Source organism: Sinorhizobium sp. 6-70 (genome assembly GCF_030124375.1).
GTDB lineage: Bacteria > Pseudomonadota > Alphaproteobacteria > Rhizobiales > Rhizobiaceae > Sinorhizobium.
This window is the reverse complement of sequence record NZ_JASKLS010000002.1, coordinates 266,328-292,741: the sequence shown is the minus strand read 5'-3', so window position 1 is coordinate 292,741 and position 26,414 is coordinate 266,328. Positions and strand designations below refer to the sequence as shown.

General features: G+C 62.8%; 20 protein-coding genes and 1 pseudogene. 12 read left to right on the top strand and 9 right to left on the bottom strand.

The genetic code is table 11. The annotated features are described in order from the left end of the window. The first annotated feature begins 26 nt into the window (after nucleotides 1-26). The 7 genes and pseudogenes from QN222_RS05175 (at nucleotide 27) to QN222_RS05145 (ending at nucleotide 8,459) form a co-directional block, all read left to right on the top strand. Entirely contained in the window at nucleotides 27-557 is a 531-nt protein-coding gene (locus tag QN222_RS05175) for a gluconokinase (RefSeq protein ID WP_283964138.1), read from the top strand. Nucleotides 558-952: 395 nt separating this feature from the next. Next, entirely contained in the window at nucleotides 953-3,619 is a 2,667-nt protein-coding gene (locus QN222_RS05170) for a LuxR family transcriptional regulator (RefSeq protein WP_284005284.1), read from the top strand. Between the two features lie 316 nt (nucleotides 3,620-3,935). Next, nucleotides 3,936-4,304 (top strand): hypothetical protein, encoded by a 369-nt coding sequence (locus QN222_RS05165; protein ID WP_283964401.1) that lies wholly within the window; start codon nucleotides 3,936-3,938, stop codon nucleotides 4,302-4,304. A gap of 366 nt (nucleotides 4,305-4,670) precedes the next feature. After that, nucleotides 4,671-5,081: a cytochrome c gene (locus QN222_RS05160; RefSeq protein ID WP_283964402.1), complete on the top strand. Its 411-nt coding sequence runs from the start codon at nucleotides 4,671-4,673 to the stop codon at nucleotides 5,079-5,081. Nucleotides 5,082-5,252: 171 nt separating this feature from the next. Next, nucleotides 5,253-5,870 (top strand): annotated as a pseudogene (locus tag QN222_RS05155) (ABC transporter permease); the annotation flags it as partial. Nucleotides 5,871-5,932: 62 nt separating this feature from the next. Continuing rightward, a complete protein-coding gene (locus QN222_RS05150; RefSeq protein ID WP_283964403.1) occupies nucleotides 5,933-6,967 on the top strand; it encodes an aliphatic sulfonate ABC transporter substrate-binding protein in 1,035 nt (344 codons plus the stop codon). A gap of 61 nt (nucleotides 6,968-7,028) precedes the next feature. Further along, nucleotides 7,029-8,459, top strand: coding sequence for an MFS transporter (locus tag QN222_RS05145; RefSeq protein ID WP_283964404.1), 1,431 nt, complete (start codon nucleotides 7,029-7,031; stop codon nucleotides 8,457-8,459). Between the two features lie 27 nt (nucleotides 8,460-8,486). On the opposite strand, the gene QN222_RS05140 is transcribed toward QN222_RS05145, so the two are convergent. The 6 genes from QN222_RS05140 to QN222_RS05115 all read right to left on the bottom strand — a co-directional run bounded on the left by QN222_RS05140 (nucleotide 8,487) and on the right by QN222_RS05115 (nucleotide 14,613). Continuing rightward, nucleotides 8,487-10,094, bottom strand: a complete 1,608-nt coding sequence (locus QN222_RS05140) for an MFS transporter (protein WP_283964405.1) — start codon at nucleotides 10,092-10,094, stop codon at nucleotides 8,487-8,489. Further along, entirely contained in the window at nucleotides 10,091-10,540 is a 450-nt protein-coding gene (locus QN222_RS05135; RefSeq protein ID WP_283964406.1) for a DoxX family protein, read from the bottom strand. Before QN222_RS05135 ends, QN222_RS05140 begins: the two co-directional genes overlap by 4 nt. Before the next feature lie 14 nt (nucleotides 10,541-10,554). Further along, entirely contained in the window at nucleotides 10,555-12,540 is a 1,986-nt protein-coding gene (locus tag QN222_RS05130; RefSeq protein ID WP_283964407.1) for an amidohydrolase, read from the bottom strand. Then, entirely contained in the window at nucleotides 12,540-12,824 is a 285-nt protein-coding gene (locus QN222_RS05125; protein ID WP_283964408.1) for a XapX domain-containing protein, read from the bottom strand. Before QN222_RS05125 ends, QN222_RS05130 begins: the two co-directional genes overlap by 1 nt. A 72-nt stretch (nucleotides 12,825-12,896) precedes the next feature. Next, the gene (locus tag QN222_RS05120) at nucleotides 12,897-13,553 is read right to left on the bottom strand and encodes a hydrolase (RefSeq protein WP_283964409.1); all 657 of its coding nucleotides are present in this window, start codon (nucleotides 13,551-13,553) and stop codon (nucleotides 12,897-12,899) included. Nucleotides 13,554-13,767: 214 nt separating this feature from the next. Continuing rightward, nucleotides 13,768-14,613, bottom strand: coding sequence for an AraC family transcriptional regulator (locus QN222_RS05115; protein ID WP_283964410.1), 846 nt, complete (start codon nucleotides 14,611-14,613; stop codon nucleotides 13,768-13,770). Between the two features lie 209 nt (nucleotides 14,614-14,822). Between QN222_RS05115 and QN222_RS05110 the strand changes: the two genes are divergently transcribed. After that, nucleotides 14,823-15,752, top strand: a complete 930-nt coding sequence (locus tag QN222_RS05110) for a LysR family transcriptional regulator (RefSeq protein WP_283964411.1) — start codon at nucleotides 14,823-14,825, stop codon at nucleotides 15,750-15,752. A gap of 133 nt (nucleotides 15,753-15,885) precedes the next feature. On the opposite strand, the gene QN222_RS05105 is transcribed toward QN222_RS05110, so the two are convergent. Both QN222_RS05105 and QN222_RS05100 read right to left on the bottom strand, forming a co-directional pair. After that, nucleotides 15,886-17,013 carry an FAD-binding oxidoreductase gene (locus QN222_RS05105; protein ID WP_283964412.1) on the bottom strand — a complete coding sequence of 376 codons (1,128 nt, stop codon included), beginning with the start codon at nucleotides 17,011-17,013 and terminating at the stop codon, nucleotides 15,886-15,888. A gap of 201 nt (nucleotides 17,014-17,214) precedes the next feature. After that, complete coding sequence (locus tag QN222_RS05100) at nucleotides 17,215-18,171, bottom strand: LysR family transcriptional regulator (RefSeq protein ID WP_284005283.1); 957 nt, start codon at nucleotides 18,169-18,171, stop codon at nucleotides 17,215-17,217. Nucleotides 18,172-18,337: 166 nt separating this feature from the next. Here QN222_RS05100 and QN222_RS05095 point away from each other — a divergent pair, with 166 nt between their 5' ends. Then, the gene (locus QN222_RS05095; protein WP_283964415.1) at nucleotides 18,338-19,525 is read left to right on the top strand and encodes an acyl-CoA dehydrogenase; all 1,188 of its coding nucleotides are present in this window, start codon (nucleotides 18,338-18,340) and stop codon (nucleotides 19,523-19,525) included. A gap of 11 nt (nucleotides 19,526-19,536) precedes the next feature. After that, entirely contained in the window at nucleotides 19,537-20,724 is a 1,188-nt protein-coding gene (locus QN222_RS05090; RefSeq protein ID WP_283964416.1) for a CaiB/BaiF CoA-transferase family protein, read from the top strand. Between the two features lie 224 nt (nucleotides 20,725-20,948). Here the strand turns inward: QN222_RS05090 and htpG are convergent, their stop codons facing one another. Continuing rightward, on the bottom strand, nucleotides 20,949-22,838 hold the full coding sequence (gene htpG / locus QN222_RS05085) for a molecular chaperone HtpG (protein ID WP_283964417.1): 1,890 nt from the start codon (nucleotides 22,836-22,838) through the stop codon (nucleotides 20,949-20,951). A 362-nt stretch (nucleotides 22,839-23,200) separates the two neighbouring features. Between htpG and QN222_RS05080 the strand changes: the two genes are divergently transcribed. Both QN222_RS05080 and QN222_RS05075 read left to right on the top strand, forming a co-directional pair. After that, the gene (locus QN222_RS05080; protein WP_283964418.1) at nucleotides 23,201-25,435 is read left to right on the top strand and encodes a DUF3141 domain-containing protein; all 2,235 of its coding nucleotides are present in this window, start codon (nucleotides 23,201-23,203) and stop codon (nucleotides 25,433-25,435) included. 18 nt (nucleotides 25,436-25,453) lie between these two features. Beyond that, the gene (locus QN222_RS05075; protein WP_283964419.1) at nucleotides 25,454-26,410 is read left to right on the top strand and encodes a phosphate acetyltransferase; all 957 of its coding nucleotides are present in this window, start codon (nucleotides 25,454-25,456) and stop codon (nucleotides 26,408-26,410) included. Nucleotides 26,411-26,414 lie beyond the last annotated feature (4 nt).

The following is a 26,414-nucleotide window of genomic DNA, read 5'->3' as shown; positions in this document are numbered from 1 at the left end:
ACAGCGCTATCTTGAGGAGGGTGAATATGGCCGAGCAAATACGCGGTATCGTCGTCATGGGCGTTGCGGGCTGCGGAAAGAGCAGCGTCGGCGCCGCCATCGCCGATCTGTACCAAGGTCGCTTGATCGAGGGGGATGCTTTTCATCCCGTCGCCAACATTGCCAAGATGAGTGCAGGCGTTCCCCTTACGGACGAAGATCGGCACGGTTGGCTCTGCCGCCTCAGCGAGGAAGTCGCCGCGGCACTTGCTGCCGGGGAGCGCCCGGTTCTCACCTGCTCAGCGCTCAGGAAAAGCTATCGTGACCTGCTTCGGCAGGGGGAGCCAGGGCTTGGCTTCGTCTTTCTCGATCTGGCACGGGATCTGGCCGGTGCACGCGTTGCCAAGCGTCCGGGCCACTTCATGCCGGCAAGCCTGGTCGAGAGCCAATACCGGACGCTCGAGCCTCCCCATCAGGAGCCGCTGACACTTGCCGTGGACGCAAGTCTGCCGCTAGAGGCGATAGCGGAGCGGGCCGTTCAATGGTGGCGGAAGACCAATGGGACGAGTCCTGTCTGAGAGTTCCGAGCGTCGATCACTCGCGATACCGTCACTCGTTCACGCGCATCCGGTGAGTTTCTCATAGCTGGGCACATTGCTGGCACGCGACCCGACGCGGCCCTGGCCGCAGTGCCCAAGAACCAGGGACTCTTAAACCCTGCACAACCCGCGGTTCAGTCCAATACTGTGTTAATTGCAACCTGCCGGTTCAAGGGCGGCAATAAGTTCGGCGTTTTCAACCTTGCGCGCGCTCCGGTTTCAACGTTGTATCCAAGCAACCACAAGGGGATTACTCGATTTTTTCGAAGAAAAAATTGAGATGGTTTCCTTATTATTACCGAAATACGGTCATCAACTCGCACAAAACTCATCGTGTAAATCCGATCGACTTGTTATACTCTCGAGGGGGTTTCATGATGCTGCTCGATCGAGAGGGTCCACTCGAGGCTTTGCTGAGTGCGGTGCGGAGCGCCGCGGCCGGACGCGGCAGCGCTGTGCTGCTCGAAGGCGAAGCGGGAATTGGCAAGACCGCCCTCCTGCGCGAGTTCGCGGAGCATGTGGACAAGGGCCGTCGGGTGCTGTGGGGTTGGTGCGAGGCGCTTTTTACGCCGTGCCCGCTCGGACCCTTGCAGGACATGAGGGAACTGCTTGACCCCCGTGTCGCAGCACTGCTCGATCAGGCGGCTCCGCCCGAGCGACTGTTTCCGGCACTCTTGAATGCGCTCCAGCACGCGGGTGACGCGATCGTACTCATCTTCGAAGATGTGCACTGGGCCGACAACGCCACGCTCGACCTCGTAAAATACCTCGGTCGCCGCATCTCTCTGCTGCCCGCCGTGCTCGTGCTCAGTCTGCGCAGCGATGAAATCGGCGCCGATCATCCGCTGACGCACGTACTCGGCGACCTGCCGTCCGCGTCGGTCACCCGCATAGCCTTGGAACCGCTGTCTCCCGAAGCCGTGACGGTACTGGCTGAACAGGCGGGTCGCTGTGGCGCTGATCTTTACCACGTCACGGAGGGCAATCCCTTTTTCATCACCGAACTTCTGGCAAGCGGCGAAACCGAGCCCGGGCGCGTGCCGGATTCCATACGCGATGCGGTCTGGGCGCGTCTCTCACGGCTGACCGCTGGTCAACGGGACGTGCTTGAGGTGATCAGCATCATACCGGGCAGCGTAGAGCGGTGGCTGATCCAGGCTCTGCTGGGTTCCGAGGCCGAAGCACTGGTGGACCAGTGCGTGGCGCGCGGATTGTTGCAGCGAGACAATCAGGACGCCCTGATGTTTCGGCATGAACTTGCCCGGCAGGCGACACTCGACCGACTGCCGCCGAGCCTTCAGAGGTCACTCCATGCGAAGGCGGAGGCGGCGATATCGCAACTCCCGACGGCGCATGCGTCGGCCCTGCTTTCGCGCCGGGTCCATCACGCAGCCGGAGCCGAAGACGGGGCACGCGTCCTCGAACTTGCGCCACGGGCTGCGGCTCACGCAGCCCGTCTCGGCGCCCATCGGGAAGCCGCATCGCATTTGGCGACGGCCCTGAAATACGTTGCGCAGGCCACACCGGAGCAGGCCGCTCAGCTTTACGAGGCCTGGGCCTACGAGGCGGGACTGGCGCTGCTCGTCTACGAGCCGGTGATCGAGGCGCACCATCGCGCTATCGAGATCTGGCGCGAACTGGGGCGCACCGACAGGATCGGTCCCAATCTGTGCCGGTTGTCGCGGCTGCACTGGCGCCGCGGCGAGGGCAAGCCAGCGGAGGATTACGCGGACCAGGCGGTACGCGAAATGGAAAAACTGTCGCCCGGCTCGGAATTGGCGATGGCTTACAGCACGCGCTCTCAGTTCCATATGCTGCATTACCGCTTCGACGAAGCGATAGACTGGGGCTTGCGCGCCATCGCCCTCGCCGATCAACTTGGCGAGGTCGAAACGCGCGTCCACGCTTTGAACAATATCGGCACCGCGCTCCTTTTCGCCGACCGTCCGGGCGGTCGCGAGCGGCTGGAGGAAAGCTTGGCGCTGGCGCTTGAGCATGGATTTCACGACCATGCCGTGCGGGCCTACACCAATTTTGCGGAGTGCGCCGTTGCCTCCAAGGACTTTGCCCTGGCTGAACGCTTGCTGGCCGAAGGCATCGCGCTCGCGACCAAACACGATCTCGATTCAGCGGCACAATACCTGCTCGGGCGGCAGGCGCAACTTCGCCTGGAGCAGGGGCGGTTCAGAGAAGCAGAAACCATTGCGCAGGGCGTCATGAATCTGGAGCGCTTGGCGATGGTCATGCATCTGCCGGCCCTTACGGTACTCGGAAGGGTACGCGTGCGACTGGGTGAGGCCGGTGGCTTGGATCTGCTCCAGCAAGCGCTCCAGGAAGGACTGGCGACCGGCGAGCTCCAACGGATCGTGCCAGTCCGCATGGCGTTGGCAGAAGCCGCCTGGCTTGCCGAAGACCAGAGTGCCAGCGACGAACAGCTGACCGCGCTCGCTGCGATGGATCTTGACAACTTCCGCGCCTGGGATCTGGGCGAATTGGCCGTCTGGTGGCAGCGTTGCGGCATGGCTATGCCGCTGCCGACGTCGGTCGCGCGGATTCCCTTACGGCGATCCTGCGAACTCCGTGGCAATCCGATGGCGGCGGCTAAGGAATGGGAACGCTTGGGGCTTCCCTATGAAGCGGCGCTTGCCCTGATGCAGGTTCGCGGAGCCGAAGCCGGGCCGGCATTGGCGCGTGCCGTGACCATATTCGAGTCGCTGGAGGCGCGTCCCGCTGCGGCGCTGGCGCGAAAACAGGCGCAGCGACTGGGTGTTGCAGATCAGTTGCCGAAGAGCCGCAGAGGGCCATACGCGGCGGCCCGCCGCCACCCCCTTGGCTTGACGCGGCACGAACAACAGGTGCTCGCCTTGATGGCAGAAGGCATGAGCAACAAGGAAGCTGCCCGGCGTTTGTCGCGCTCGCCGCGCACGATCGAGCATCAGGTTTCCTCCGTGCTCGGCAAGTTCCACGCCGCCAACCGGATGGAAGTCCTCCTGCGCCTGCGCGGCGAGCCGTGGCTGCTGTCGGCCAGCGATGTGCCGTGAATTCTCAACAACTACAGCGCCGCGCGTCGTATCAGACGCGCAAAAGGTCGCTGTAGCACTTTGAGTTGCTGCATGTTTCTGTCCTTACATCGGCTACGATTTAAGAAATATGCAGTGGGCAAGCTCGCGAAAATTAGGGCATCGGCCACGGGAAATTGGGGGACCGCACCGCTTTTGCCCGAACTCATCCGCGCATAGGCTGAGCGTGTCACCATTGGAACAGACAATCTGCCGCGCTGCGCGTCTTATAAGATCTCCAAAGGACTAAGTAGCCCTTTGAATTGGGCAGTTGATGGCTCACGGAGGAGGGACAGCTATGACCAAACATTCTATAGCATTTGCAACGGCCTTGCTCGCCATGACAGGCGCGGCGGCGGCGTCGGACCTGAAGGCAGGGAATGGCCACAGCGTTCATCTCGGCCGCTTCGATGGCGCTGTGTATTACACGGTCGAAAAGGGCGGCTACCGGGTGGTTGCGACCGTGGCCTCGGGAGCAGACGAGCAGCCGATCCGCTTCGTATCTACGCTCGGACCGGGTCAGCGGCTGCTGATCTCCGTGCCTCAAGCGATCGGCCAGCCTTCTGCCGACTTGGAGATCATACGCGATGGCGAAGTCCTTGTCGTAAACGAGCCGGGCACCAATCGGTTCGACAGCGTGACGACCAGCGCCATACTCGAGAAGTGACCGATCCTATTGATCGGTCCAGAATCCTTGGGCGATCACTGACATTTCGGGGTGTGAACGCCGCCAGCACGAGAGCTTCGGAAGGGGGGGAACGATGCTCTACACGCTCACTATGTTGGTTTGCCTGTCGAACACGCCTGACGCTTGCGAGGTCCGCGAAGAAGTCGTTTGGGATCTGGCCGCGAATCCAGGCGTCGCCTTCATGCAGGCGCAAGCACATGTCGCGCGTTGGATCGAGGAGCATCCCGGTCGTTTCGTGCAACGGTGGAGGCTTTTGCCGGACCTGAGGGTCTGAGGCTTTCCACACAGGTCCAAAAGCCAATCGCATCGCGGTCACACCGCGAGGCGCTGTCAAGGCAACGGGACATGCATCGGTTGCAGTATCTGGTTTGGTTTGCTGTCGTCTTCTTTGGCCTTGCGGGCGGGGGAACCTTCGCAGAGCATGCAGCCGCCGACGGATTCTACAGAGTCGTCGACGGCAAGGCCGACGCGCGGACCTATAACGGCTATCGGCGCTATAATGCCGGCTGCAACCATTGCCACGGCCCCGATGGAATAGGCTCGAGCTTCGCATCCTCGCTCGTGGACCGGCCGCTCGGCATCGAGGAGTTCAGGCGCGTCGTGCGCAACGGACGGAGCAGTGGCGGCGCTTCGGTGATGAAGGGCTTCGGCGACGATCCCAACTTCGCTCCCTATATCGACGACATCTACGCCTATCTGCAGGCCCGCGCCGAAGGCGCGCTCGGTCGCGGGCGGCCTCAGAGATTAGAGCCGTAGAACCGCTTTGAAGGCGGGGATCCGGTCGAACGGCTGGCGGCGATACAGAACACGTTTCGCCCGCTGTTCGACTGTTGGCAACGTGGCTTCGCGCCACGCCCGACCGTGAACGGGAATCAAGACTTTTCCACGCAACGGCGCTCTGTCGGGTCAGCGTTCGAATGATTTCGGCAGCTTGCCGCCCACATCGGCATCAGCCTGCAGCGTGCCGCGATCGGGTTCGTCCTCGCGGTGGTCACTGCGGTTCCGCTCGGCTTTCTCATGGGGAGGTACACCGTTTTCGAAAAGGTCAGCGATTTTCTCGTCCAGACCCTCAGGAATACGTCGCAGTTTGCGCTGCTACCCGTCTTCATCCTCGTCCTCGGCATTGGCGAGGCCTCCAAGATCGCGATCACCTTTTACGCGGCGGTTTTCTTTCTCCTTATCAACACGATCGTCGGGGTGAAGTCGGTCGATCCGCTGCTCGTGAAGGCTGCCCGCTCGATGGGAACCTCCGACTGGGATCTGTTCAAGAAAGTCATCTTCCCTTCGGCGATCCCGTCGATCGTGGCCGGGGCGCGGCTCGGCGTTAAGACCTCGCTCTTTTCGGTCATCGCCGCCGAAATGCTCGCCGCCCAATCCGGCATCGGTTACCTGATCCAGCATTCCTCGCTGATGCTTGAGACCGACCGCATGTATGCCGGCATCCTGACGCTGACGATCATCGGTCTCCTGCTCAACTACGGCCTCGTCGCCGCCGAACGGCGCGCCACGCGCTGGCGCGGCACGGGCGAAGGCGGACCGAGCTGAGCCAGACGCACGAAGCCGCATTTCCAACGCTAACCCGATTGCACTCCGAAAAGGACCCGCCCATGGCACGCACCGTTCGCAATTCCTTGCGCCGCACCTTCCTGAAGCTCGCCCTTGCGCTATCCGTCACCCCTATCGCTGGGTACGCGTCCGCTCTCGCGGACGGCGCCAAGCCCGACACCATCCGCATCGGCTCGACCGCGCCGGGACATCTGAAGTTCATTCTCTTCCGCAACAAGAAGATCCTCGAGGAGGAATTCGCCAAGGACGGCATCAAGGTCGAACTGACGACCTTCGACGGCGGCTCTGCCGCCTCCGTCGCGCTCAGGTCCGGCGCGCTCGACTTCACCTATATCGGCAACAATCCATCCTTGCGCCTCGCGGCCACGGGTGCCGACGTCAAGCTGATCGGCCTCTCGAACTGGGCCAGGTCGAACGAGACGCAGATCGTCGTACGCCCGGACTCGCCGATCCGGAAGCTTGAAGACCTGAAGGGCAAGAAGGTTGCCTATCTCTCGGGCACCGTCCGCCATTCGACGTTCGCCACGGCGCTGAAATCGGTCAATCTCGGCATCGCCGATGTCGAGAGCCTGAACCTTGGTATCGAGAACTCGGATCCGGCGCTCGCGAGAGGCGATGTCGACGCGATCGTCGAAAGCAATGGTCCGGTGCAGAAGCTCGTCGATGCGGGGCAGGCGCGGCTGATTTACGATGCCGGCGTTTCCGGCAGCCCCGAATGGGCGGTGCCCCACCTCCTCAGCGTCAATGGCGAATTCGCCCGGAAATATCCCGAGATTGTGGCGCGTGTGCTTGCCGCCGACCTTGCCCTGTCGCGCTGGGTCGATGGAAATCCGGAGGAGACCATCAAGATCTTCGTCAAGGAGACCGGCAACAGCGAGGCGGCAGTCCGTTCGACCTATTCGAATGGCAAGTTCTGGCAAAATCCCGAAATCACCGAGGAAGCCGTCAGGGCGCTCCAGGGCGAGGAAGCCTTCATGGCGGAAGCCGGCCTTCTCAAGGGCAAGGTCGACTACGACAGCTGGATCGACCGGTCCTTCTACAACGCGGCGGTGAAGAAGGTTGCGGCAAGCAACTGAAGCCCTATTATGACGCCAACCCCCAGAGGCCGGCGTTTTCTCTTCCTTTAGCCATTCCCCTATGTCCTCCATCTCCTCGATTTCCCAGCCTCTGCATCGTTCACGCCTGGTTTCCGGCATTGTGGCTGTCGCCTTCTTCATGCAGATGCTCGACAGCACCATCATCACGACTTCGCTGCCGGCGATGGCGTCGGCCTTTTCAACGGACGTCGTCTCGTTGAACGTCGGATTCACGGCCTATCTTCTGGCCATGGCCGTGTTCATTCCGCCTGCGGGTTGGCTTGCCGATCGGTTTGGCGCGCGTAGCGTCTTTCTCTCCGCCATCGCTCTTTTCACGATTTCCTCCGTCGCCTGCGGCGCCGTCTCGAGCCTCGGCGAATTCACCGCCGCTCGCCTCGTGCAGGGCGCCTCGGCCGCGCTGATGACACCAGTTGGACGGCAACTGGTCCTGCGCAATGCGCCGAAGGCCGAGCTGGTGCATGCCATCGCGACGATCACATGGCCGGCGCTGATCGCGCCCGTGCTCGGACCGCTTATCGGCGCGTGGATCACCACCAACATCGGATGGCAATGGAACTTCTTCATCAACGTGCCGCTCGGGCTAGCCGGCGTGTTGTTGGTCGCTACTTTTGTCCCGCGCGAGCCGGCGCAGCGTGCTCGGCCCTTCGACTTCAAGGGCTTCTTCCTGACGAGCGGAGCGCTTGCCTCGATCCTCGCGGGGCTTGAACTCTCCTCTTCGCCGAATGGCAGCGGCGTCGCCGCTGCTCTGGTGGTCGCAGGAGGCGTCCTGTCGGTCTTCGCTGTTCGGCATCTCAATCGCAACAGGGCCGGACTGCTCGACCTTTCGGTGTTGAAAATCCCGACCTTCGCGCTGGCGACGCTTTCATCGGGAACTGCCGGACGGCTCGCCATAAACGCCACGCCGTTCCTGCTCCCCTTGCTCTTTCAGGTTGGCCTCGGCTTCAGTGCCGTCGAGACCGGGACGCTGGTGCTTGCGTATTTTCTCGGCAACCTCTTGATGAAGAGCGTGACAACGCCGCTGCTCCGCCGCTATGGCTTCCGCACGCTTCTGGTGGTCAACGGCGTCATCGCCTCTGCGTCGCTTGCGGCCTTCACTGCGGTCGGGCACGAAACGCCGCGCATCTTGCTGCTTGCCCTGTTGCTTGCCGCCGGCCTCTCGCGATCGATGCAGTTCACCGCGCTCAACACGATCTCCTTTGCCGACGTGACCACCGACCAGCGCAGCGCGGCCACGACCATCTCGGCCATGCTACAACAGCTTTCCCAACTTCTCGGCGTCGCCGTTGCCGCCGCCGTGATCAGGTTTTCCGCTTTCGCACGGCATGTCGCCGAGGGTGACCACGCGGGCCTCGCGGACATCCGCGTCGCCTTCGTGGTCATCGCGGTGATCGGCCTTGTTTCGGCATTGCGCTTCCTCGCATTGCCGTCTGACGCCGGCGCGGAAGTCTCCGGCCACCGTGCCCTGGGCTAATGCAAATTCGCGGTGAATCGTCGCCGACTAACTGCGGCGACTGGCGCGTGGTCGGTTGAGAGCGAGGAAGTGGCTCACGACCGGCGTCTCCGGCCCTTGCTGGAAGCGCCGGACTTCCTGCTGCACATCGGCGTCCGCCTTTGATACGCGCCGATGCTGCCTGAGGTGCTCGGCCCAGGACTCGACCATGAACCATTCGACGATCCGTTCCGGATCAGCCGCATCTTCCGTCACACCCCAGCCATAGGCGCCGTCTCGCCGCCGCTCCTGCGACAGGCGATGGATGGCATCGAGAAATCCATCCCTGTCCGCTTTTGCGACCCGATATTCGATGAGGATCATCACCGGGCCTCGGTCATTCTCGACGGGCTCGGCCGTCAGCGGCTCCGGCCAGTGGTTGGAGGCGACAAGATCGGCCTCGCCTCTCGGCAGCTTGAGCGGATGGAACAGAAGGCCCACGGCGAACAGTCCGGCAGCGCCGATCAACAAGGTGAGCGGAACACCAGCTGCCTCGGCGACAACGCCCCAAATAAGGCTGCCGGCGGTCATCGCTCCGTTGAACACGGTCAGGTAGACTGCCAGGGAACGGCCGCGTACCCAGTTGGGCAGGATCGATTGTGCGGCGCCGTTGAGTGTCGTCAGGGCGGTAATCCAGGCGGCACCGAGGGCGAGAAGCACCACGGGCGCCAGCCATTGCGGGGGCGCGAACGAGAGGCCCGTCATGACCGCAGCCGTAACGATCACGGCACCGAGAATTAGCGTGTCGGCATCGAAGCGGGCGCGCAGTGTCGGCATCACGATGGCACCCCCGATTGCGCCGGCGCCGACGGCGCCAAGCAGAATGCCGTAGTAACCTGCGTCGCCACCGAGGAGATTGCGGGCAACCAGCGGCAGCAGCGCCCACACGGCACTCGAGAAGGCGAAAAAGACCGCGGCCCGCAGCAAGACGACGTGTAGCTCGTGGCTGGCCCTGGCGTAGCGCAAGCCGGCGCGGAAGGCGCCCGCGAATTTTTCCGAAAGCGCGTCCTCGATATCCGGCGGCCGTTTCCACCAGAGGAGCGCGGCGATAACGAAAAGATAGCTGATGACGTCGACGCCGTAGGTCACAGCGGCGCCGAACCATGCGAGCAGCAGGCCGCCCGCCGCAGGCCCGATCGACCGCGCGATGTTGATGCCAAGCGAATTCAGTGCGACGGCGCTCTTGACGTCCTTCCGCTCGACCAGTTCGGGCACGATCGCCTGCCAGGTTGGCGCGATGAGCGCAGCCCCGATACCGCCTGCGAAGGTGAGCGCGATCAGCGAGCTTACCGACTGGAGCCCGGTTGCCGAGAGGAGCAGCAGGCAGACGCTGACGCAGGCAAGCATCAGCTGGATGACGATCAGAAATTTACGGCGGTCGAGGATGTCCGACAGGACACCGGCCGGTATCGCCAGGAGGAAGATCGGAAGCGTGGCGGCCGCCTGGATCGTGGCGACGGCGGCGGGCGCGGGCGAAAGGTCGGTCACCAGCCACGCGCTCGCGACATCACGGATGAAGCTGCCGGTGTTGCCGATAACGGTCGCAATCCAGAGCGTCGCAAAGACCTTCTGGCGAAGCGGTGCGAAGCCGCTGGAAGGGGCCGTCGCATCCGTCATGGCTGGCCAGACCTCCGCTCATGAAGGTCTTGCCATGCGACGATCAGGAACGCGCCGACGAGGCCCAGATGCTCGAAGAACGCATTGGTCGCCATGAGACGTTCCGGTCCCGGGGCGAGTTCCCAGAAGCGCAGGGCGACGAAAGTCGCCACCAGCGTGAAGGCGGCGAGCGCAAGGGCCGCGAGCCAGCGGAAGAAGCCGCTCAGAACCATCGCCGAGGCGGCGAGTTCGAAGACGATTACCGCTACGGCGAAGAAGGGTGCGGGATGCAGGCCGAAATGGTTCATCTCCGCGATCGCCCCGCCGAAGTCGAAGATCTTCGTCAAGGGCCCCTGGATATAGGCGGAACAGAGAGCAAGCAGCGCCACGAACCGCAGGACCGGTGCGCCGAACAGCGGCCTTGCGCGGGCCGCGAGCCGGTTTTCGAGCGTGGAAGCCGATGTCATGGCGACTCCCTTCGTCAGACAGCCCAGCAGGAGCAGCCGAGCGCGCCCCAGAAACCTTTGAGATCGGCGACCGGCAGCTTCGACGTCCAGGCGCCGGCATGATCGTGACCATGGACACCGCAGCTGTTGGCGCAGCCGCAAGTGGCGATCGCCGTCCGCCGCAGCGAGCGCTTGCCGGCGCCATCCGGTTCGCCCCAGGCAGCGTAGCCTGCATAGGTCCTGACCGGCGACCAGTCGGGCATGGCCGGTGGGACTTCGCTTTCGTCGTGGTCGGCAAAGGTTCCCGCCGCATAGACGACCTTGCCGCCGACGACCGTCAGATCGGAGGTCAGGAACGAAATCTCGTCCTCGGCGCAGGCGAAGAAGTCCTTGTCCGGGACGATCAAGTCTGCGAACTGGCCTTTCTCGATGCGACCCTTCTTGCCTTCCTCGTTGGAGAACCAGGTGACATTTTCGGTCCACATTCTGAGCGCCGTTTCGCGGTCGAGGCAATTGCGCTGCGGATAGATCCGCATGCCGCCGACCGTGCGGCCGGTGATCATCCAGGACAGAGAGACCCAGGGGTTGTAGGAGGCGACGCGCGTGGCGTCGGTACCCGCCGATGTCTTGACGCCCTTTTCCAACATGCGTGCAACCGGCGGCGTGGCTTCGGCGGCACCCAGGCCGTAGCGCTCGACGAAATATTCGCCCTGATAGGCCATGCGATGCTGGACGGCGATGCCGCCGCCGAGGGCGGCGATGCGGTCGATCGAACGTTCCGAGATTGTCTCGGCATGGTCGAAGAACCAGTTGAGGCCTTCGAGCGGGATATCCTGGTTGACCTTTTCGAAGACGTTGAGGGCGCGCGAGATGGTCTCGTCATAGGTCGCATGCAGGCGCCAGGGCCAGCGATTCGAGGCGAGGATACGTACAACCGCCTCGAGCTCTCCCTCCATCTCCGGCGGCATGTCGGGTCGCGGCTCGCGGAAGTCCTCAAAGTCGGCGGCCGAAAAGACAAGCATCTCGCCGGCGCCGTTGTGGCGGAAATAGTCGTCGCCCTGCTTGTATTTCACCGACTTCGTCCAGTTGAGGAAATCTTCCTTCTCCTGCTTCGGCTTCTGGGTGAAGAGATTGTAGGCGAGGCGAACGGTCATCTGGTCGTCGTCGGCGAGCTTCTGGATCACCGCATAGTCGTCCGGATAGTTCTGGAAGCCGCCGCCTGCGTCGATGACGCCGGTGACGCCCAGCCGGTTCAGCTCGCGCATGAAATGGCGCGTGGAGTTGACCTGGTACTCGAAGGGCAGCTTCGGGCCCTTGGCGAGCGTCGCATAGAGAATGCCGGCATTCGGCCTGGCAATGAGCATGCCGGTCGGGTTGCCGTTGGCGTCGCGGGCGATCTCGCCACCCGGCGGGTTCGGTGTTTCCTTGGTGTAGCCGACGGCACGCAGCGCGGCGGCGTTAAGGAGCGCGCGATCGTAAAGATGCAGGAGGAAGACCGGCGTGTCGGGGGCGATCGCGTTGATCTCTTCCAGGGTCGGCAGCCGCTTTTCCTCGAACTGGTGCTCGGTGAAACCACCGACGACGCGCACCCATTGCGGCGCTGGCGTGATCGCTACTTGCCGTTTCAGCATGTCCATCGCATCGGCCAGCGAGCGGACGCCATCCCAGCGTAGTTCCATATTGAAGTTCAGGCCGCCGCGCACGACGTGGGTGTGGTTGTCGATAAGTCCCGGCAACACGCGCCGGCCCTTGAGGTCGATAACCTTCGTGCCGGGTCCGGCGAGCGCCATGATCTCGCTATCGCCGCCGACGGCGAGAAACTTGCCGTCCTTGACTGCAACGGCGGTTGCGTTCGGGTTCGTCCGGTCGAGCGTGGTCACCTGGCCATGATGGAGGATCAGATCGGCGCTCATTGGCGTGTCTCCAGAATTCGAAACGGAATTGGCGGCGCGCGCCGGTGAAAACAGCCCCGGGAGCGCCAGGGCGGATGCCGCTCCCAGAAAGCCGCGGCGGGTCGGCATCAGCCGATCTCCCGCGTCGGCGGCTGATCGGCCACACCGTTGTGATTGACCCCAGTCGGCAGTTCCCCGAAAACGTGCGGGACACAGCGGCTGTTGAACCACGAAACGTTCACCGGATGGCCCGACATCAGGCGCTTGATGACCGGCACCGCCTGTTCGCCGATGAGGATGCCCAAAAGCCCCACCAGCGCGATGACCGGCGGAGCCGGCGAGCGAACGTTAAGCAGGCTGTAGATGACGCCCACGAGCAGCCCGGCGCCGAGCGACAGCAGGTACATTTTCATCGGCATGGTCCTTTCGGCGAGACGAGCCGTTCCGCCCGATGCGGACGGAACGGTTGGAGCAACTGGCGGCGTTCAGTGTCCTTCGGACGCGCCGAACATGCTCTTTGCGTAAATGATGCCGAGGCCATAGGAGCCGCCGAACCTTTTGGCGATGCCCGTCGTCATGTCGTAGGTCTCGGTGCGGGCCCAGTCGCGCTGCAGTTCCAACATGTATTGCAGCGAGGTCATCGGCCTGACGCCGGCCTGGACCATGCGTTCCATGGCGCGCTCGTGCGCCTCTTCCGAGACGTCGCCGCAGGCGTCGGCGATCACATAGACTTCGAAGCCCTGGTCGAGCGCCGAGAGCGTCGGTCCGACGATGCAGACGGAGGTCCACAGTCCGCAGAAGACCAGCCGCGGCTTGCCGATGGCATTGACCTGCTCGATGACGGCGGCGTCCTCCCAGGTGTTCATCGACGTGCGGTCGAGCAGCGCCTGGCCCGGGAAGGCCTCGGTGATCTCGCCGAACATCGGGCCCGAGAAGGTTTTTTCGGCGACGGTCGTCAGAATGGTGGAAACACCGAAGCCGGCGGCGGCGTGCGCCACAAGCGCGGCGTTGTTACGCAGCAATACCGCGTCGATCGACTTTGTCGCAAAGGCCATCTGCGACTGGAAATCGATCATGATCAGCGTGTGGTCCTTCGGTGATATCAGAAGAGAGCCAGGGGTCGGGGTGGCGTTCGTCGGCATTGAGACCTCCATAATGTTGCGCGTACGTGCGAGAGAATGTCGATTGTAGATATGGGAAGAATGCTGATTGTAGATATGCGAAAGGATGCTGATTGTAGATAACTGCGCTCGTTGTCGAAAATTGCTCCGATGGATCGATTTTTTTCATCGACCTCGCGCAAACGGCCGTGATGAAAAACCGAAGATCCTCCAGAAGTTGTCTGCTGCCGGGGCCTCATTTGCGCTGCATCCGCCGCCAAGCGGCCGGTGACGCGCCGCAAATGGACGAAAACACATGTGTCAGATGGCTTTGATCGGTAAACCCACAGCTGACCGCGATCTCTGCGATGGGCGTCTCACTCAACAGCAGGTCCTGGGCCATCTGGATTCGGTGCTCGGTCAGCCAGCGGTGAGGCGTGCGCCCCGTCGATTTCTTGAATGCCCGAATGAAGTGGCTTGTCGAAAGGTCGCATATCGACGCGACCTCGGTCATTGATATTTTGCGCGACGCATGTTCCGCGAGATATGCCGTCGCAGCCGCCAATTGGTGTCTGGAAAGGCCGTGTTGCCGGGCCGGCGCCAGATCAACGCCGCCGTAGCGGCTTAGAAGGTGAGCCTGAAAAGCGAGCAGGACGTGGTCCACATACAGGTTGTCGGCGTTCTCAGGATCTGCAAGGGCCGGCAAGAGTGCCTGGCCAAGGTGATACACCACTGAATCGACCAGGTCGGGCTCGCATTTCAGGCGGGGCAGGTCGGCCTTTCCGTTATCGAGCAAAAAATCGCGCAAGGCTCCACGGTCGATCGTAAAGCGGATGTTGTCAAACGCCGAGCGATGCTCGCAGCGCCAGTCCTCGACAAGGTGGGTGATCGACAACGCCCCCTGTGAGTGGCATCCGTCATGGACCAGTCTTCCGTTTCGCCACAAACGGTGGTCCTTGAAGGGGCGAAGTTGAACGATGGTGCTGAACGAGTCCGAATTCGGGATTGCGATGCTCTCCGTCTGGACAACACGATCGCTGCGAACGCGAGCAACCGACACGGAGTCTGATCGAAGAACGGCTACTTGCGGTCCGATTGACATGAGCATCCTCCCTTCTTTCGTTCAGTGCCGAGAGCGGCAGCGGCTTCGGAAACGGCTCGCCAGTGCGGCGGCTCTTTTCTGTGGGTGGCGAATGATCCGGATCCCCGTCTAGTTCCTGCCGGCTTGGTCCTCTCGATCGTGTATATAGGCTTGCGGGCTTTCTTAGATAGTGGGATAATTGTGACATATTTGTTCGAGAAAGTTGAACTATGTCCAATCCCGGCACGCCAACTTTCGAGCAGCTTCGGGTGTTTTTGGCCGTGGTCGATGCCGGGAGTTTCGCAGGAGCGGCCCGTAATCTCAATCGCGCCGTCTCCGTCGTCAGTTACGCAATCGCCAATCTGGAGGCGCAGCTCGGGCTCGAGTTGTTCGAACGCGACGGCACGCGAAAGCCCAAGCTGACGGCTGCAGGACGTACGGTGCTCGCGGAGGCGCGGGCGCTGGCTCAAGGCGTCGACGGCCTGCGCGCCAAGGTGAAGGGTCTACTCGACGGATTGGAGGCGGAGGTCGACATCGCCGTCGACGTGATGGTGCCGGCGGAGAGGATTGGAAAGGCGTTGCACGCCTTCGCCGAGGCGTTTCCGACGGTGGCGCTGTGCCTGCATGTCGAGGCCCTTGGCGCGGTTACTGCGGCGGTGCTGGAACGCAAGGCGGTGATCGGCATTTCCGGCCCACTGGCAACGGCCGTCGAGGGAGTGAGTTGTATTGCGGCAGGGGCGGTGGCGACGATCCCGGTGGCTGCGCCCGACCATCCGCTCGGGCGGATGGAGAGGATCGAGCCGGGGGAGGCGCGCAACCATGTCCAGCTCGTCTTGACGGATCGCTCTTCCTTGACCGAGGGGCAGGACTTCGCCGTGCTCAGTCCCCGCACCTGGAGGCTTGCCGACCTCGGTGCGAAGCATGCGCTGCTGCGCCAAGGGCTTGGCTGGGGCAACATGCCCCTGCCTCTGGTCCAGCCCGATCTCGATGACGGCACGCTGATGCGACTCGCGATCCCCGACCACAATGGCGGGATCTATCGTTTCGCCGGCGTCTGGCGGCGCGACACACCGCCGGGGCCGGCCGCGTCGTGGCTTTTGGATCAGTTCGTGGCGCTGGGCGCCGGCGACATCGACGAACAAGGATTTGCGGGGATCTAGGTCCGGGGCGTCACGGCCGTTTCCAAATCTGAGGCTCTATCATGTCCCGCGTAGAGCTAAGGCACATGCCATAGCCCCGCCATGGGCCGCGACGATCGACCGAGCGCCGTCTGCGACGGAGTTGATGCTCTTGCTATTTTTGGAAGCGGGCAGGGGAGAAGGATTGCGGATCGAGTGCTTCGCTCTTGAACGCTTCCGGCCGAGGCCTATCGGCAAGGAAACTGGCCGCGAGCGCTCCCAGCGCCGGCGACGTGAGGATGCCGTAGCCACCCTGTCCGGCAAGCCAGAAGAAATCCGGCCGCCCTTGCGGAAAGCCGACGACGGGTAGCTTGTCGGCGGAAAAACTGCGCAGGCCCGCCCAGCTCTTGGCGATCCTCCGCACGGAGATCGTGGTGGCCTCTTCCACGTAGTGTGCAGCCCAGGCGATATCGATCTCCTCCGGCTGGACATCGGACGGCTCGCAGGGCGTGGCGTCCGCCGGAGAGGCGAGCAGTCGCCCGCCTTCCGGCTTCATGTAAAAATCCTCGTCTATCTCGTTGATTTCCGGCAAGGTCGTGGCGTCCACGCCGTCCGGGAGATCGACGGTAATGGCGGTGCGGCGATGCGGGACGATGCCGATCGGGTCGACACCGAAGAGCGCGGCCACCGGATCGGCCCAAGCGCCGGCGGCATTGACGACAACCCTCGCGCTGATCTCGCCGGCGGTCGTCGTCAGGATCCAGGCGGCTCCATCATGTTCGGCCGACAAGATCTCATGGCGTTCCAGGATCTCGCTTCCATTCCGCCGGGCGCCCTTGACGTAGCCCTGAAGCAGGTTTTCCACCTCGATGTCCCAAAAATTCGGGTCATAGTAAGCCGCAGCAAGGTAGTCGGGCTTGAGGATCGGAACGCGCGATATTGCCTCGTCCGGTGTCACGCGCTCGATTTCCGGCGTGAACGCGCGCTCCTCGGCCAGAACCGTTTCGAACCGCGCGATTTTGTCGGCGCTGGCGATCATCACGCCGCCGCGCTGCTTCAAGAGCGGCACATCGGTGAAGCCCTGTGGCGGTCGATCGAAGAAAACCTTGGCGATCTTTGCCAGCGCGCACACTTCCGGCGCATTGTACCTCAGGACGAACTCGGCGGCGGAACGGCCGGTGCTGTGGTAACCAAACGCGTCCTCCCGCTCGATGACGGCAACCGAGCGGTGCTGGCTCAGGAAGTAGGCGAGCGACAAGCCCGCAATTCCGCCGCCAATGATGACCACATCGTATTTCCGCATTGTTCCCCGGCTCCCTACAGCGCCGTGCGTCTTTTCAGACGCACAAAGGTCGCTGTAACGCTTTGAATTGCTGCATGTTGTGTCCTTAAATCGGGTACGATTTAAGGACACAACATGCAGTAGGTCGTTCGCTCGGACCATAAGCTCGGACCATAAGACGACGAGTGGGGCCGTTCAAATTTATAGTTGGAAATGTCGTTATCAATCCTGATGATGACCCAGGCAGTGATCCAGCGGTTCCGTGTCCGCGACATGCGCGAGAAAGGCTGCTTCCGCCGGATTGAGGATCGAGTTGGGGTTCGAGATACGAAAGACCTCCGCCGTCGGAAGGTCGCCGTAGGGCGGCAACTGCCATAACTGCCCGGCTTTGGCTGCAGGGCCCGCGAGATGATCGGGCAGCATGCCGATACCGACATTGGCGCAAATCAGCCGCATCACCTCCTCGACATTGCAGGAAACGCCCCGAACCTGCTGGCCGAAGGAGCCGAGTGCGCGAACGGCCGTCACCGAATTCATGTGCTGCCCGCCAAGGACGTCGGCAATGAAGGCGATGTAGGGGTTGCCACGCAGGTCGTTGAAATCGACGCCTTCGACGCCGAACAGCGGATGGCCGCGCCCGCAATAAAGTGCGTAACGCTCACGAATATGGAAGCTCTTGTTCAATCCGTCGGGGATGACGCCGTCGCAAAGGCCCATTGTGGCGATGTTGCGCTCGACGGCACTGAGCACATCGACCGTCGTCGCGATCGTCACCGACAGGGTCACTTTCGGATGCACTCGGAAGAAAGTATCGAGCTTGCGATCCCAGGCCGGATTGTGCGCGTGGCTGACTGAATGGATGTTGAGATGGCCGGTCACCTCTTCCCCCGCGGTCTCCAGCACATTGGGCAGACGGACCACCGCTGCGAAGATGTCCCGACACTGGCCGTGCAATTTCTCACCCGCTTCGGTGAGATTGAACCGACCCGGCCGCCGGTCGATCAATTTTTGGCCCACGGTCTGCTCCAGCCGCTTCAACGCCATGCTGACGGCGGGCTGCTGCAGAAGCAGCCGGTTGGCCGCCGCCGTGATGCTGCCCTCCTCGACAACGACGACGAAGGTGCGCAGCAGGTTCCAGTCCAGATTGTGGGCAAAACGTTCGAGGCGATTATTAGTCATGGCGGCGGGCTTGTCGATCTCTGTATCGCGTTTGCGAATAATCCGCAGAACCGTCCCGGGCGCAAGGTCCATTCCCCAGACGCATGAGGCAGTGCCTCAATTTCGTTTGAAACCGCTGAGCCCGCTTGCCATAACCACAGGCGGAAAAATACGACGGGAGAGAGACATGGCCGAAAAGATCCAGTTCCAATGGGACGATCCGTTTCTGCTCGAGGATCAACTGAGCGAAGACGAGCGGATGATCCGCGATACGGCTCGCGCCTACGCCCAGGAGAAGCTGCAGCCCCGCGTGATCGAGGCCTATCGCGAGGAAAAAACCGATCCGTCGATCTTCCGCGAGATGGGCGAGCTCGGCTTGCTCGGCGTGACCGTCCCGGACACCTACGGCGGCGTAGGCGCATCCTATGTCGCCTACGGCCTCGTCGCGCGTGAAGTCGAACGCGTCGATTCGGGTTATCGCTCGATGATGAGCGTCCAGTCCTCGCTCGTGATCTATCCGATCTTCGCCTACGGTTCGGAGGATCAGAAGCGGAAGTATCTTCCGAAGCTCATCAGCGGCGAATGGATCGGCTGCTTCGGCCTGACCGAGCCGGACGCAGGCTCCGATCCCGCGGGCATGAAGACACGGGCGATCAAGACCGACGGCGGCTACCGCCTGATCGGTTCGAAGATGTGGATTTCCAACGCGCCGCTGGCGGACGTCTTTGTCGTCTGGGCGAAATCGGAGGCCCATGGGAACGCGATCCGCGGCTTCGTGCTGGAAAAGGGCATGAAGGGGCTTTCGGCGCCGAAGATCGCCGGCAAGCTTTCGCTGCGCGCGTCGATCACCGGCGAGATCGTCCTCGACAATGTCGAGGTTGGCGAGGAGGCCCTGCTGCCGAATGTCGAAGGGCTCAAGGGTCCCTTCGGCTGCCTCAATCGCGCCCGCTACGGCATCTCCTGGGGCGCGCTCGGTGCGGCTGAATTCTGCTGGCACGCGGCGCGCCAATACGGCCTCGACCGCAAGCAGTTCAACCGTCCGCTCGCCCAGACACAGCTTTTCCAGAAGAAGCTCGCGGATATGCAGACCGAGATCACGCTCGGACTGCAGGGGTCGCTCCGTGTCGGCCGGCTGATGGACGAAGGCCGGATGGCGCCGGAAATGATCTCGATCGTCAAGCGCAACAATTGCGGCAAGGCGCTCGACATCGCCCGGATGGCCCGCGACATGCACGGCGGCAATGGCATTTCCGAGGAATACCAAGTGATGCGCCACATGCTCAATCTGGAAACGGTCAATACCTATGAGGGTACGCACGACGTACACGCCCTGATCCTCGGCCGCGCCCAGACCGGGCTCCAGGCCTTCTTCTGAGTGTCGCCGTCATGGAAGCGCCGCTGAAGGGTATTCGCGTTCTCGAACTCGCCCGCATTCTGGCTGGCCCCTGGATCGGCCAGACGCTTGCCGATCTCGGCGCCGATGTCGTCAAGGTCGAAAGCCCAGCCGGCGACGATACCCGAACCTGGGGGCCACCCTTTGTCGAAGGCGAGGGTGGGGAAAAGCTCGACGCCGCCTATTTCCACGCCTGCAACCGGGGCAAGCGTTCGGTCGTGCTCGACTTCACGACGGAAGAGGGGCAGGAAGCGGTACGGCGGCTGGCTGCGCAATCCGACGTGCTCCTCGAAAACTTCAAGGTCGGTGGTCTCGCCAAATACGGGCTTGACTATGAGAGCCTCAAGAAGATCAATCCGCGGCTCATCTATTGTTCGGTGACCGGCTTCGGCCAGGACGGTCCCTATGCCCACCGCGCCGGCTACGACTACATCGTCCAGGGCATGAGCGGGATCATGGATCTCACCGGCGAGCCGGATCGCGAGCCGCAGAAGATCGGCGTTGCCTTCGCCGACATTTTCACCGGGCTTTACGGCGTGATTGCCGTACAGGCGGCGCTCGCACAGCGCGAACGCACCGGCGAGGGGCAGCAGATCGATATGGCGCTACTCGATTGCATGACCGGCGTGCTCGCCAACCAGGCGCTGAATTTTCTCGTCTCGGGAAAGGCGCCGCGGCGTCTCGGTAATGCGCATCCGAACATCGCGCCCTACCAGGTCTTTCCGACCGCCGATGGCCATTTGATCGTCGCTGTCGGAAACGACCGGCAGTTCGTCAAGTTCTGCCACCTGCTCGGTCGCGCGGATCTGGCGTCAGACGAACGATATCTGACCAATGCGGGCCGTGTTCAATATCGCGAGACTCTCACACCCGAGCTCGCCGCGGAAACGGTGAAGTTCGCGCGGGATGCGCTTCTGGCGAAGCTCGAAGCGGCAGGCGTCCCCGGCGGGCCCATCAATACGGTCGCCGACGTCTTTGCCGATCCACAGATCCTTCACCGGCAGATGCGGGTGGTTACGCCGCACACCGGCGCGGCGGCCGGTACGTCGCCCGGTGTCAGGACACCGCTTCGCTTCTCGGGCGCGTCCCTCGCACTCGAGCGCGGCGTGCCCCGGCTTGGGGAGCACACGGCGGAAGTGTTGGCCGAGATCGGCATGGCCGTCCCGAAAGCAAAAGGGTGAGATCGGCCAGGCTTCACGTTGCGAGTTTGCGGCTTTTGCCCCTCACCCTAGCCCTCTCCCCGCAAGCGGGGCGAGGGGACTGGGAGCTTGCCGCTGGCTCCTTCACCTATTTGCGCCCGAGCGCGGGGAAGGGATGAGCGCAAGGCCGCGCCGCTTGTTCCTCGCCCCGCTTGCGGGGAGAAGGTGGCCGGCAGGCCGGATGAGGGGCATATCCGCTAAGTTTCTTAACTTTTCAAAGCCCGGCTGAAGACGCGCGACAGCCGCTCCGCGAAGGCGCGCGGATCTTCCGGCTTGTCGCCGTCGAGGACACGCGCCTGGTCGAGCAAGAGCCTCACCGCGTCCTCGCGGAACGCGTCGTCCTCGGCGGGGCAGGCAGCAATGGCCGTGATCAGGCTGTGGCCGGGATTGATCTCCAGGATCGGCTTTGCCGCGCCGTCGATGCGGCCCGCACCCTGCAGCATCTTCTCGAGCTGGCGATCGGGTCCGTGCTCGGGTGCTACCAGACAGACCGCGCTTTCCGTCAACCGCTCCGAGGTCCTGACGTCGGAAACCACGTCACCGAGCGTCGCCTTGGCGAAGGCCACGAATTCGGCCACGGCCTGGCTCGCTTCCGTGGACGTCGCATCGTCGGAAGCTTGCTTGGCGATGCCGGCGAGATCCGCCGCCCCTTGCGTGATCGACTTGAACGGCTTGCCTTCGAAATCCGGCGCCGAGGTCACCCAGAAGCTGTCGACCGGATCGGTGAGCAGCAACACTTCGATGCCGCGGGCGCGGAACCCTTCAAGCTGCGGCGAAGCCTTCAACTGCGCAAGGTTGTCGCCGGTCAGATAGTAGATCGCCGTCTGGCCATCCTTCATGTCCTTGACGTAGTCGTTCAAGGCGCGCGGATTTTCGTCAGACGCAGTGGTGCGGAAGCGCGAAAGCGCAATGAGCTGTGCCCGTCGCTCGAAATCTTCGTAGATGCCTTCCTTGATGACGCTGCCGAAGTTTTCCCAGACCTTGGCGAAGGTCTCGGGTTCGCTTTCCGCCAGCTTCTCGATGCTGGTCAGCACGCGGTTCGTGAGCCCCTTGCGGATGCTGGCGAGGAGCGGGCTTTCCTGGATCATTTCGCGCGAGACATTGAGCGGCAGATCGGCCGTGTCGATAAGCCCGCGTACGAAACGCAGGTAACGCGGCAGCAATTCGGCCTCGTCGGTGATGAAGACGCGCTTGACATAGAGTTTCATGCGCCCCTTGCGATCCGGGTCGAAGAGATCGAACGGCTTGGAGCCGGGTACGAAGGCGAGCGCCGTATATTCGTGGCGACCTTCAGCCCGGAAGTGAACGGTGGCCGCCGGTTCGTCATACTGCCCGGCGACGCTGCGGTAGAAATCCGCATAGTCTTCCTTGGAAATCTCGCTCTTCTGCTTGGTCCAGAGAGCCGTGCCGTCCGCGACCTGGGCGGGCTCTTCGCCCGGTTTTTCGACGATCGAGATCGGGACGGGCACGTGGCCGGATTGCTCTTTGACGATCCGCTCGACGGTCCAGCGCGACGTGTAGCTCTTGGCGTCGTCCATGAGATGCAGCGTGATTCGCGTGCCGCGCGCCGGAGCATCGGCGAGTTCGACCGCGGAAACCGTGTAGCTGCCCTTGCCGTCCGACGCCCAGTGCCAGGCCTTGTCGGAGCCCGCACGGCGGGAGACGACGTCGACATTGTCGGCAACCATGAAGGCCGAATAGAAGCCGACGCCGAACTGGCCGATCAGCTGTGCGCCTTCCTTGCCCTGGGCCGCCTCGATCCGCTCCATGAAGGCGCGCGTGCCGGAACGGGCAATCGTGCCGAGGGATTCGACCAGTTCGTCGCGGCTCATGCCGATGCCGTTGTCCTCGACGATGAGACGCGCCTTGTCCTCGTCCAGCGTCAACGTGATGCGCGGTGCGGGATCGTTGGCGAGCAGCTCAGGTGCTACGATCGCCTCGTAGCGCAGCTTTTCGCAGGCGTCCGCCGCATTCGAAATCAGTTCGCGGAGAAAGATGTTCTTGTCCGAGTAGACCGAGTGCACCATCAAATGGAGCAGCCGCGCCACGTCGGCTTCGAACACATGTTTTTCGACGGACATTTCGACTTCACTCATCGCGTTGCAGACCTCCTTGGCTTTTGCCCCAATTGGCAGCCCGCGCGTTGAATTTCAAGGGTAGTCTTGCGACCGGTGTCGTTCAGTGCCATCCTGCCTGCGCGACCGCCGAGGGCGGAAAGGGATCGGCGCAATTTTTTGTGCGGAGTGTCAAATCACCGTAACACGGCGTTGCTACGCTCATCCGACCTGCAAAATAAAAGAGCGTAAAATCAAAGACATCCGCAGGTTTTTCAACGATGGATAATGTTGCGGCCTTGCCGCCTGCCTTCTTTGACGCAGATCAACGCTCGACAAAGACGGTTGCTCATATTTGCCGATAGGAATGGGACCGACCTTCGGTCGCACGCGGAGTGGACGTCATGCCTGAGCAATCCACCATCCCGACAATACCAACCTTTGCCGATGCCTATGCTTATGCGCTCGACGGCTGGCAGCGCTCCATCCTGTTTCTGGACGTGATGCGGCAGCGTGGCATCCAGTACGAAGAGCATGCGGCACGCGCGGCGCCCCACGTGCTCGATTACGAAGCGGAACTCGTCTGCGATGGCCGCAAGCTCGATCGCCCCGTCAACTATGCACTCGTGCGGATCGTGCCGCCCGCCGGCACGGCGATCGATCCGTTGAAAAGGCCGTTCGTCGTCGTCGATCCGCGCGCCGGCCACGGGCCGGGCATCGGCGGCTTCAAGGCGGACAGCGAGATCGGTGTCGCGATGAAGGCGGGGCACGCCTGCTATTTCATCGGCTTCCTTCCCGAGCCCGTCGCGGGCCAGACGATCGAGGACATCGCCCGCGCCGAGGCCGTCTTCCTCGAAACCGTGATCGCCCGCCACCCCGATGCAGATGGCAAGCCCTGTGTCATCGGCAATTGCCAGGCCGGCTGGGCCGTGATGATCCTCGCCTCTTTGCGTCCGGAACTGTTCGGGCCGATCATCATCGCGGGCGCGCCGCTTTCCTACTGGGCGGGTCTCACGGGCCAGTATCCGATGCGCTATTCGGGGGGGCTGCTCGGCGGCAGCTGGCTGACGGCGCTCACCGGCGATCTCGGCGCCGGCATATTCGACGGCGCCTGGCTGGTGCAGAATTTCGAGAACCAGAACCCCGCCAATACGCTCTGGACCAAGCAATATAACCTCTATTCGAAGATCGATACGGAGGCTGGCCGCTATCTGGGCTTCGAGCGCTGGTGGGGCGGCCATGTGAAGCTGAACGCCGAGGAGATGCAGTTCATCGTCGATGAGCTCTTCGTCGGAAACAAACTTGCCGCGGGCGAGATCCAGACGTCCGACGGCACGACCATCGATATGCGCAACATCCGCTCGCCGATCGTCGTCTTCTGCTCGAAGGGCGACAATATCACGCCGCCTGCGCAGGCGCTCGACTGGATCCTGGATCTTTACGACAGCGTCGACGAGATCCGCGCGCACGGCCAGACCATCGTCTACACGGTGCACGAAAAGATCGGCCATCTCGGCATCTTCGTCTCCGCCGGTGTTGCCCGCAAGGAACACGACGAGTTCGCATCCAATATCGACCTGATCGACGTGCTGCCGCCCGGCCTTTACGAAGCCGTGCTGGAGCCGGTGGGACCGGCGATAGAGAACAGTGATTTGGTCACCGGCGAATGGGTCATGCGCTGCGAGGCGCGCACGCTTGATGATATCCGCGCCTTCGGTGGCAATGATCTCGAGGATGACCGTCGCTTCGCTACGGCCGCCAGGGTCTCCGAGATCAACCTGGCGCTCTACCGCACCTATCTGCAGCCTTGGATCAAAGCGATGGTGACGCCACCGATGGCGGAGGCGATGCGGAACATGCATCCGCTTCGCCTGCAATATGAAGTGTTCGGTCCACGCAATCCCGTCATGGCATGGATCGAGGCGATCGCCAGGAACGTCCGCGACGAGCGCCAACCGGCCGCACCCGACAACCCGCTCCTGGCGCTGCAAGAGAACATGTCCCGGCAGGTGGTCGACGGGTTGGAAGCCTGGCGCCAGATGGTCGAGCACCTTTCGGAGCAGACTTTTCACGCAGTCTACGGCGCGCCCGCCTTGCAAGCGGCGCTCGGTATCGACACGAAGTCTGACCGCGCTCCGCGCAAGGCGGCAAAAAACCTGCTGCACCATGCGCTCCTCGAGAACAGGATCGCGGCGCTGAAAGCTGACATGGCCAAGGGCGGCCTTCAGGAGGCTCTCGCCCGGGCGCTGCTCTTTGTCGGCATGGCGCGCGGCAAGGTCGACGAGCGTGGTTTCGAAGCGGTCCGCCGGCTTCGGCGCGCTCATCCCTCCGCTAAGCAATTGACGCTTGCCGAATTCAAGGCGCTGATGCGCACGCAGTATTTCGTGTTGCTGGTAGACGAGGAGGCGGCGCTTGCAGCCGTTCCAAAATTGCTGCCGGAGAAAATCGAGGAACGCCGCGCTGCCTTTGCCGCCCTTAGAGAGGTGTTGGAGGCTCCCGGACCGCTGACTGGCATTGCCGCTGAGCGGCTGCAAACGGTCACAGCGCTTTTTGGCCTGAACAGTGAAGCACCAGTGCCTCTCATGGTTCGCAAGGCCGCGCGTGATCGCAATGGCGCACGTGATCGCAACGCATCCTGACTGGGAAAGGAGTTCCGAGTGTCCGAGGTGACCACGCTGGCGACCCAGCCGTCCAAATACGACCGCCTGATCGCCGCCGCGCGAGCCGAGGCGCCCGCGGTCACCATCGTGGCGCATCCTTGCGATGAAACGTCGCTGGGCGGCGCCCTCGAAGCCGCCGGGATGGGGCTGATCACGCCCATACTGGTCGGGCCGGAAGCCAAAATTCGCAATGTCGCGGCGGAACATGGGCTTGATCTAGGGCGCTGGCAAATCGTCGATGTACCGCACAGCCATGCCGCGGCCGCCAAGGCCGTCGCGTTGATCCGCGAAGGCAAGGGCGAACTCCTGATGAAGGGCAGCCTGCATACCGACGAACTGATGCACGAGGTTGCCGCATCTGCCACCGGTCTTCGAACCGAGCGGCGGATCAGCCACGTGTTCGTGATGGATGTGCCCGGCCACGCCGAGACGCTGTTCATCACGGACGCCGCGATCAACATCTTCCCGGACCTCGAGGCCAAGCGTGATATCGTCCAGAACGCGATCGACCTGTGGGTCACGATCGGTCTCGGCGAGCCGCGTGTGGCCATCCTTTCGGCGGTGGAGACGGTGACGACGAAGATTCCGTCGACGATCGAGGCGGCTGCGCTTTGCAAGATGGCCGAGCGCGGCCAGATCACAGGCGGCCTGCTCGAAGGGCCACTCGCCTTCGACAACGCGATCGATCCGGAAGCCGCGCGCATCAAGGGCATCAATTCACCGGTTGCGGGCCATGCCGAGATCCTCGTCGTGCCTGACCTCGAGGCCGGGAACATGCTCGCGAAGAACCTGACTTTCCTTTCCCATGCGGACGCGGCGGGAATCGTCCTTGGTGCCCGTGTGCCGATCGTGCTCACCTCACGGGCGGATTCGGTGCGCACACGCCTTGCGTCATGCGCCGTCGCTGCGCTCTACGCGGCACGGCGACGAGCCGCACAACTGGCAGCGGTTTAGCACC

Bases quoted from the DNA above. Each gene is read 5' to 3' on its own strand.
- QN222_RS05080 (WP_283964418.1), top strand. From the start codon at position 23,201: ATGCCTGAGCAATCCACCATCCCGACAATACCAACCTTTGCCGATGCC.
- htpG (WP_283964417.1), bottom strand. From the start codon at position 22,838: ATGAGTGAAGTCGAAATGTCCGTCGAAAAACATGTGTTCGAAGCCGAC.
- QN222_RS05145 (WP_283964404.1), top strand. From the start codon at position 7,029: ATGTCCTCCATCTCCTCGATTTCCCAGCCTCTGCATCGTTCACGCCTG.
- QN222_RS05120 (WP_283964409.1), bottom strand. From the start codon at position 13,553: ATGCCGACGAACGCCACCCCGACCCCTGGCTCTCTTCTGATATCACCG.
- QN222_RS05110 (WP_283964411.1), top strand. From the start codon at position 14,823: ATGTCCAATCCCGGCACGCCAACTTTCGAGCAGCTTCGGGTGTTTTTG.
- QN222_RS05140 (WP_283964405.1), bottom strand. From the start codon at position 10,094: ATGACGGATGCGACGGCCCCTTCCAGCGGCTTCGCACCGCTTCGCCAG.
- QN222_RS05125 (WP_283964408.1), bottom strand. From the start codon at position 12,824: ATGAAAATGTACCTGCTGTCGCTCGGCGCCGGGCTGCTCGTGGGCGTC.
- QN222_RS05105 (WP_283964412.1), bottom strand. From the start codon at position 17,013: ATGCGGAAATACGATGTGGTCATCATTGGCGGCGGAATTGCGGGCTTG.
- QN222_RS05150 (WP_283964403.1), top strand. From the start codon at position 5,933: ATGGCACGCACCGTTCGCAATTCCTTGCGCCGCACCTTCCTGAAGCTC.
- QN222_RS05160 (WP_283964402.1), top strand. From the start codon at position 4,671: ATGCATCGGTTGCAGTATCTGGTTTGGTTTGCTGTCGTCTTCTTTGGC.
- QN222_RS05165 (WP_283964401.1), top strand. From the start codon at position 3,936: ATGACCAAACATTCTATAGCATTTGCAACGGCCTTGCTCGCCATGACA.
- QN222_RS05135 (WP_283964406.1), bottom strand. From the start codon at position 10,540: ATGACATCGGCTTCCACGCTCGAAAACCGGCTCGCGGCCCGCGCAAGG.
- QN222_RS05100 (WP_284005283.1), bottom strand. From the start codon at position 18,171: ATGACTAATAATCGCCTCGAACGTTTTGCCCACAATCTGGACTGGAAC.
- QN222_RS05095 (WP_283964415.1), top strand. From the start codon at position 18,338: ATGGCCGAAAAGATCCAGTTCCAATGGGACGATCCGTTTCTGCTCGAG.
- QN222_RS05175 (WP_283964138.1), top strand. From the start codon at position 27: ATGGCCGAGCAAATACGCGGTATCGTCGTCATGGGCGTTGCGGGCTGC.
- QN222_RS05170 (WP_284005284.1), top strand. From the start codon at position 953: ATGATGCTGCTCGATCGAGAGGGTCCACTCGAGGCTTTGCTGAGTGCG.
- QN222_RS05115 (WP_283964410.1), bottom strand. From the start codon at position 14,613: ATGTCAATCGGACCGCAAGTAGCCGTTCTTCGATCAGACTCCGTGTCG.
- QN222_RS05130 (WP_283964407.1), bottom strand. From the start codon at position 12,540: ATGCCGACCCGCCGCGGCTTTCTGGGAGCGGCATCCGCCCTGGCGCTC.
- QN222_RS05090 (WP_283964416.1), top strand. From the start codon at position 19,537: ATGGAAGCGCCGCTGAAGGGTATTCGCGTTCTCGAACTCGCCCGCATT.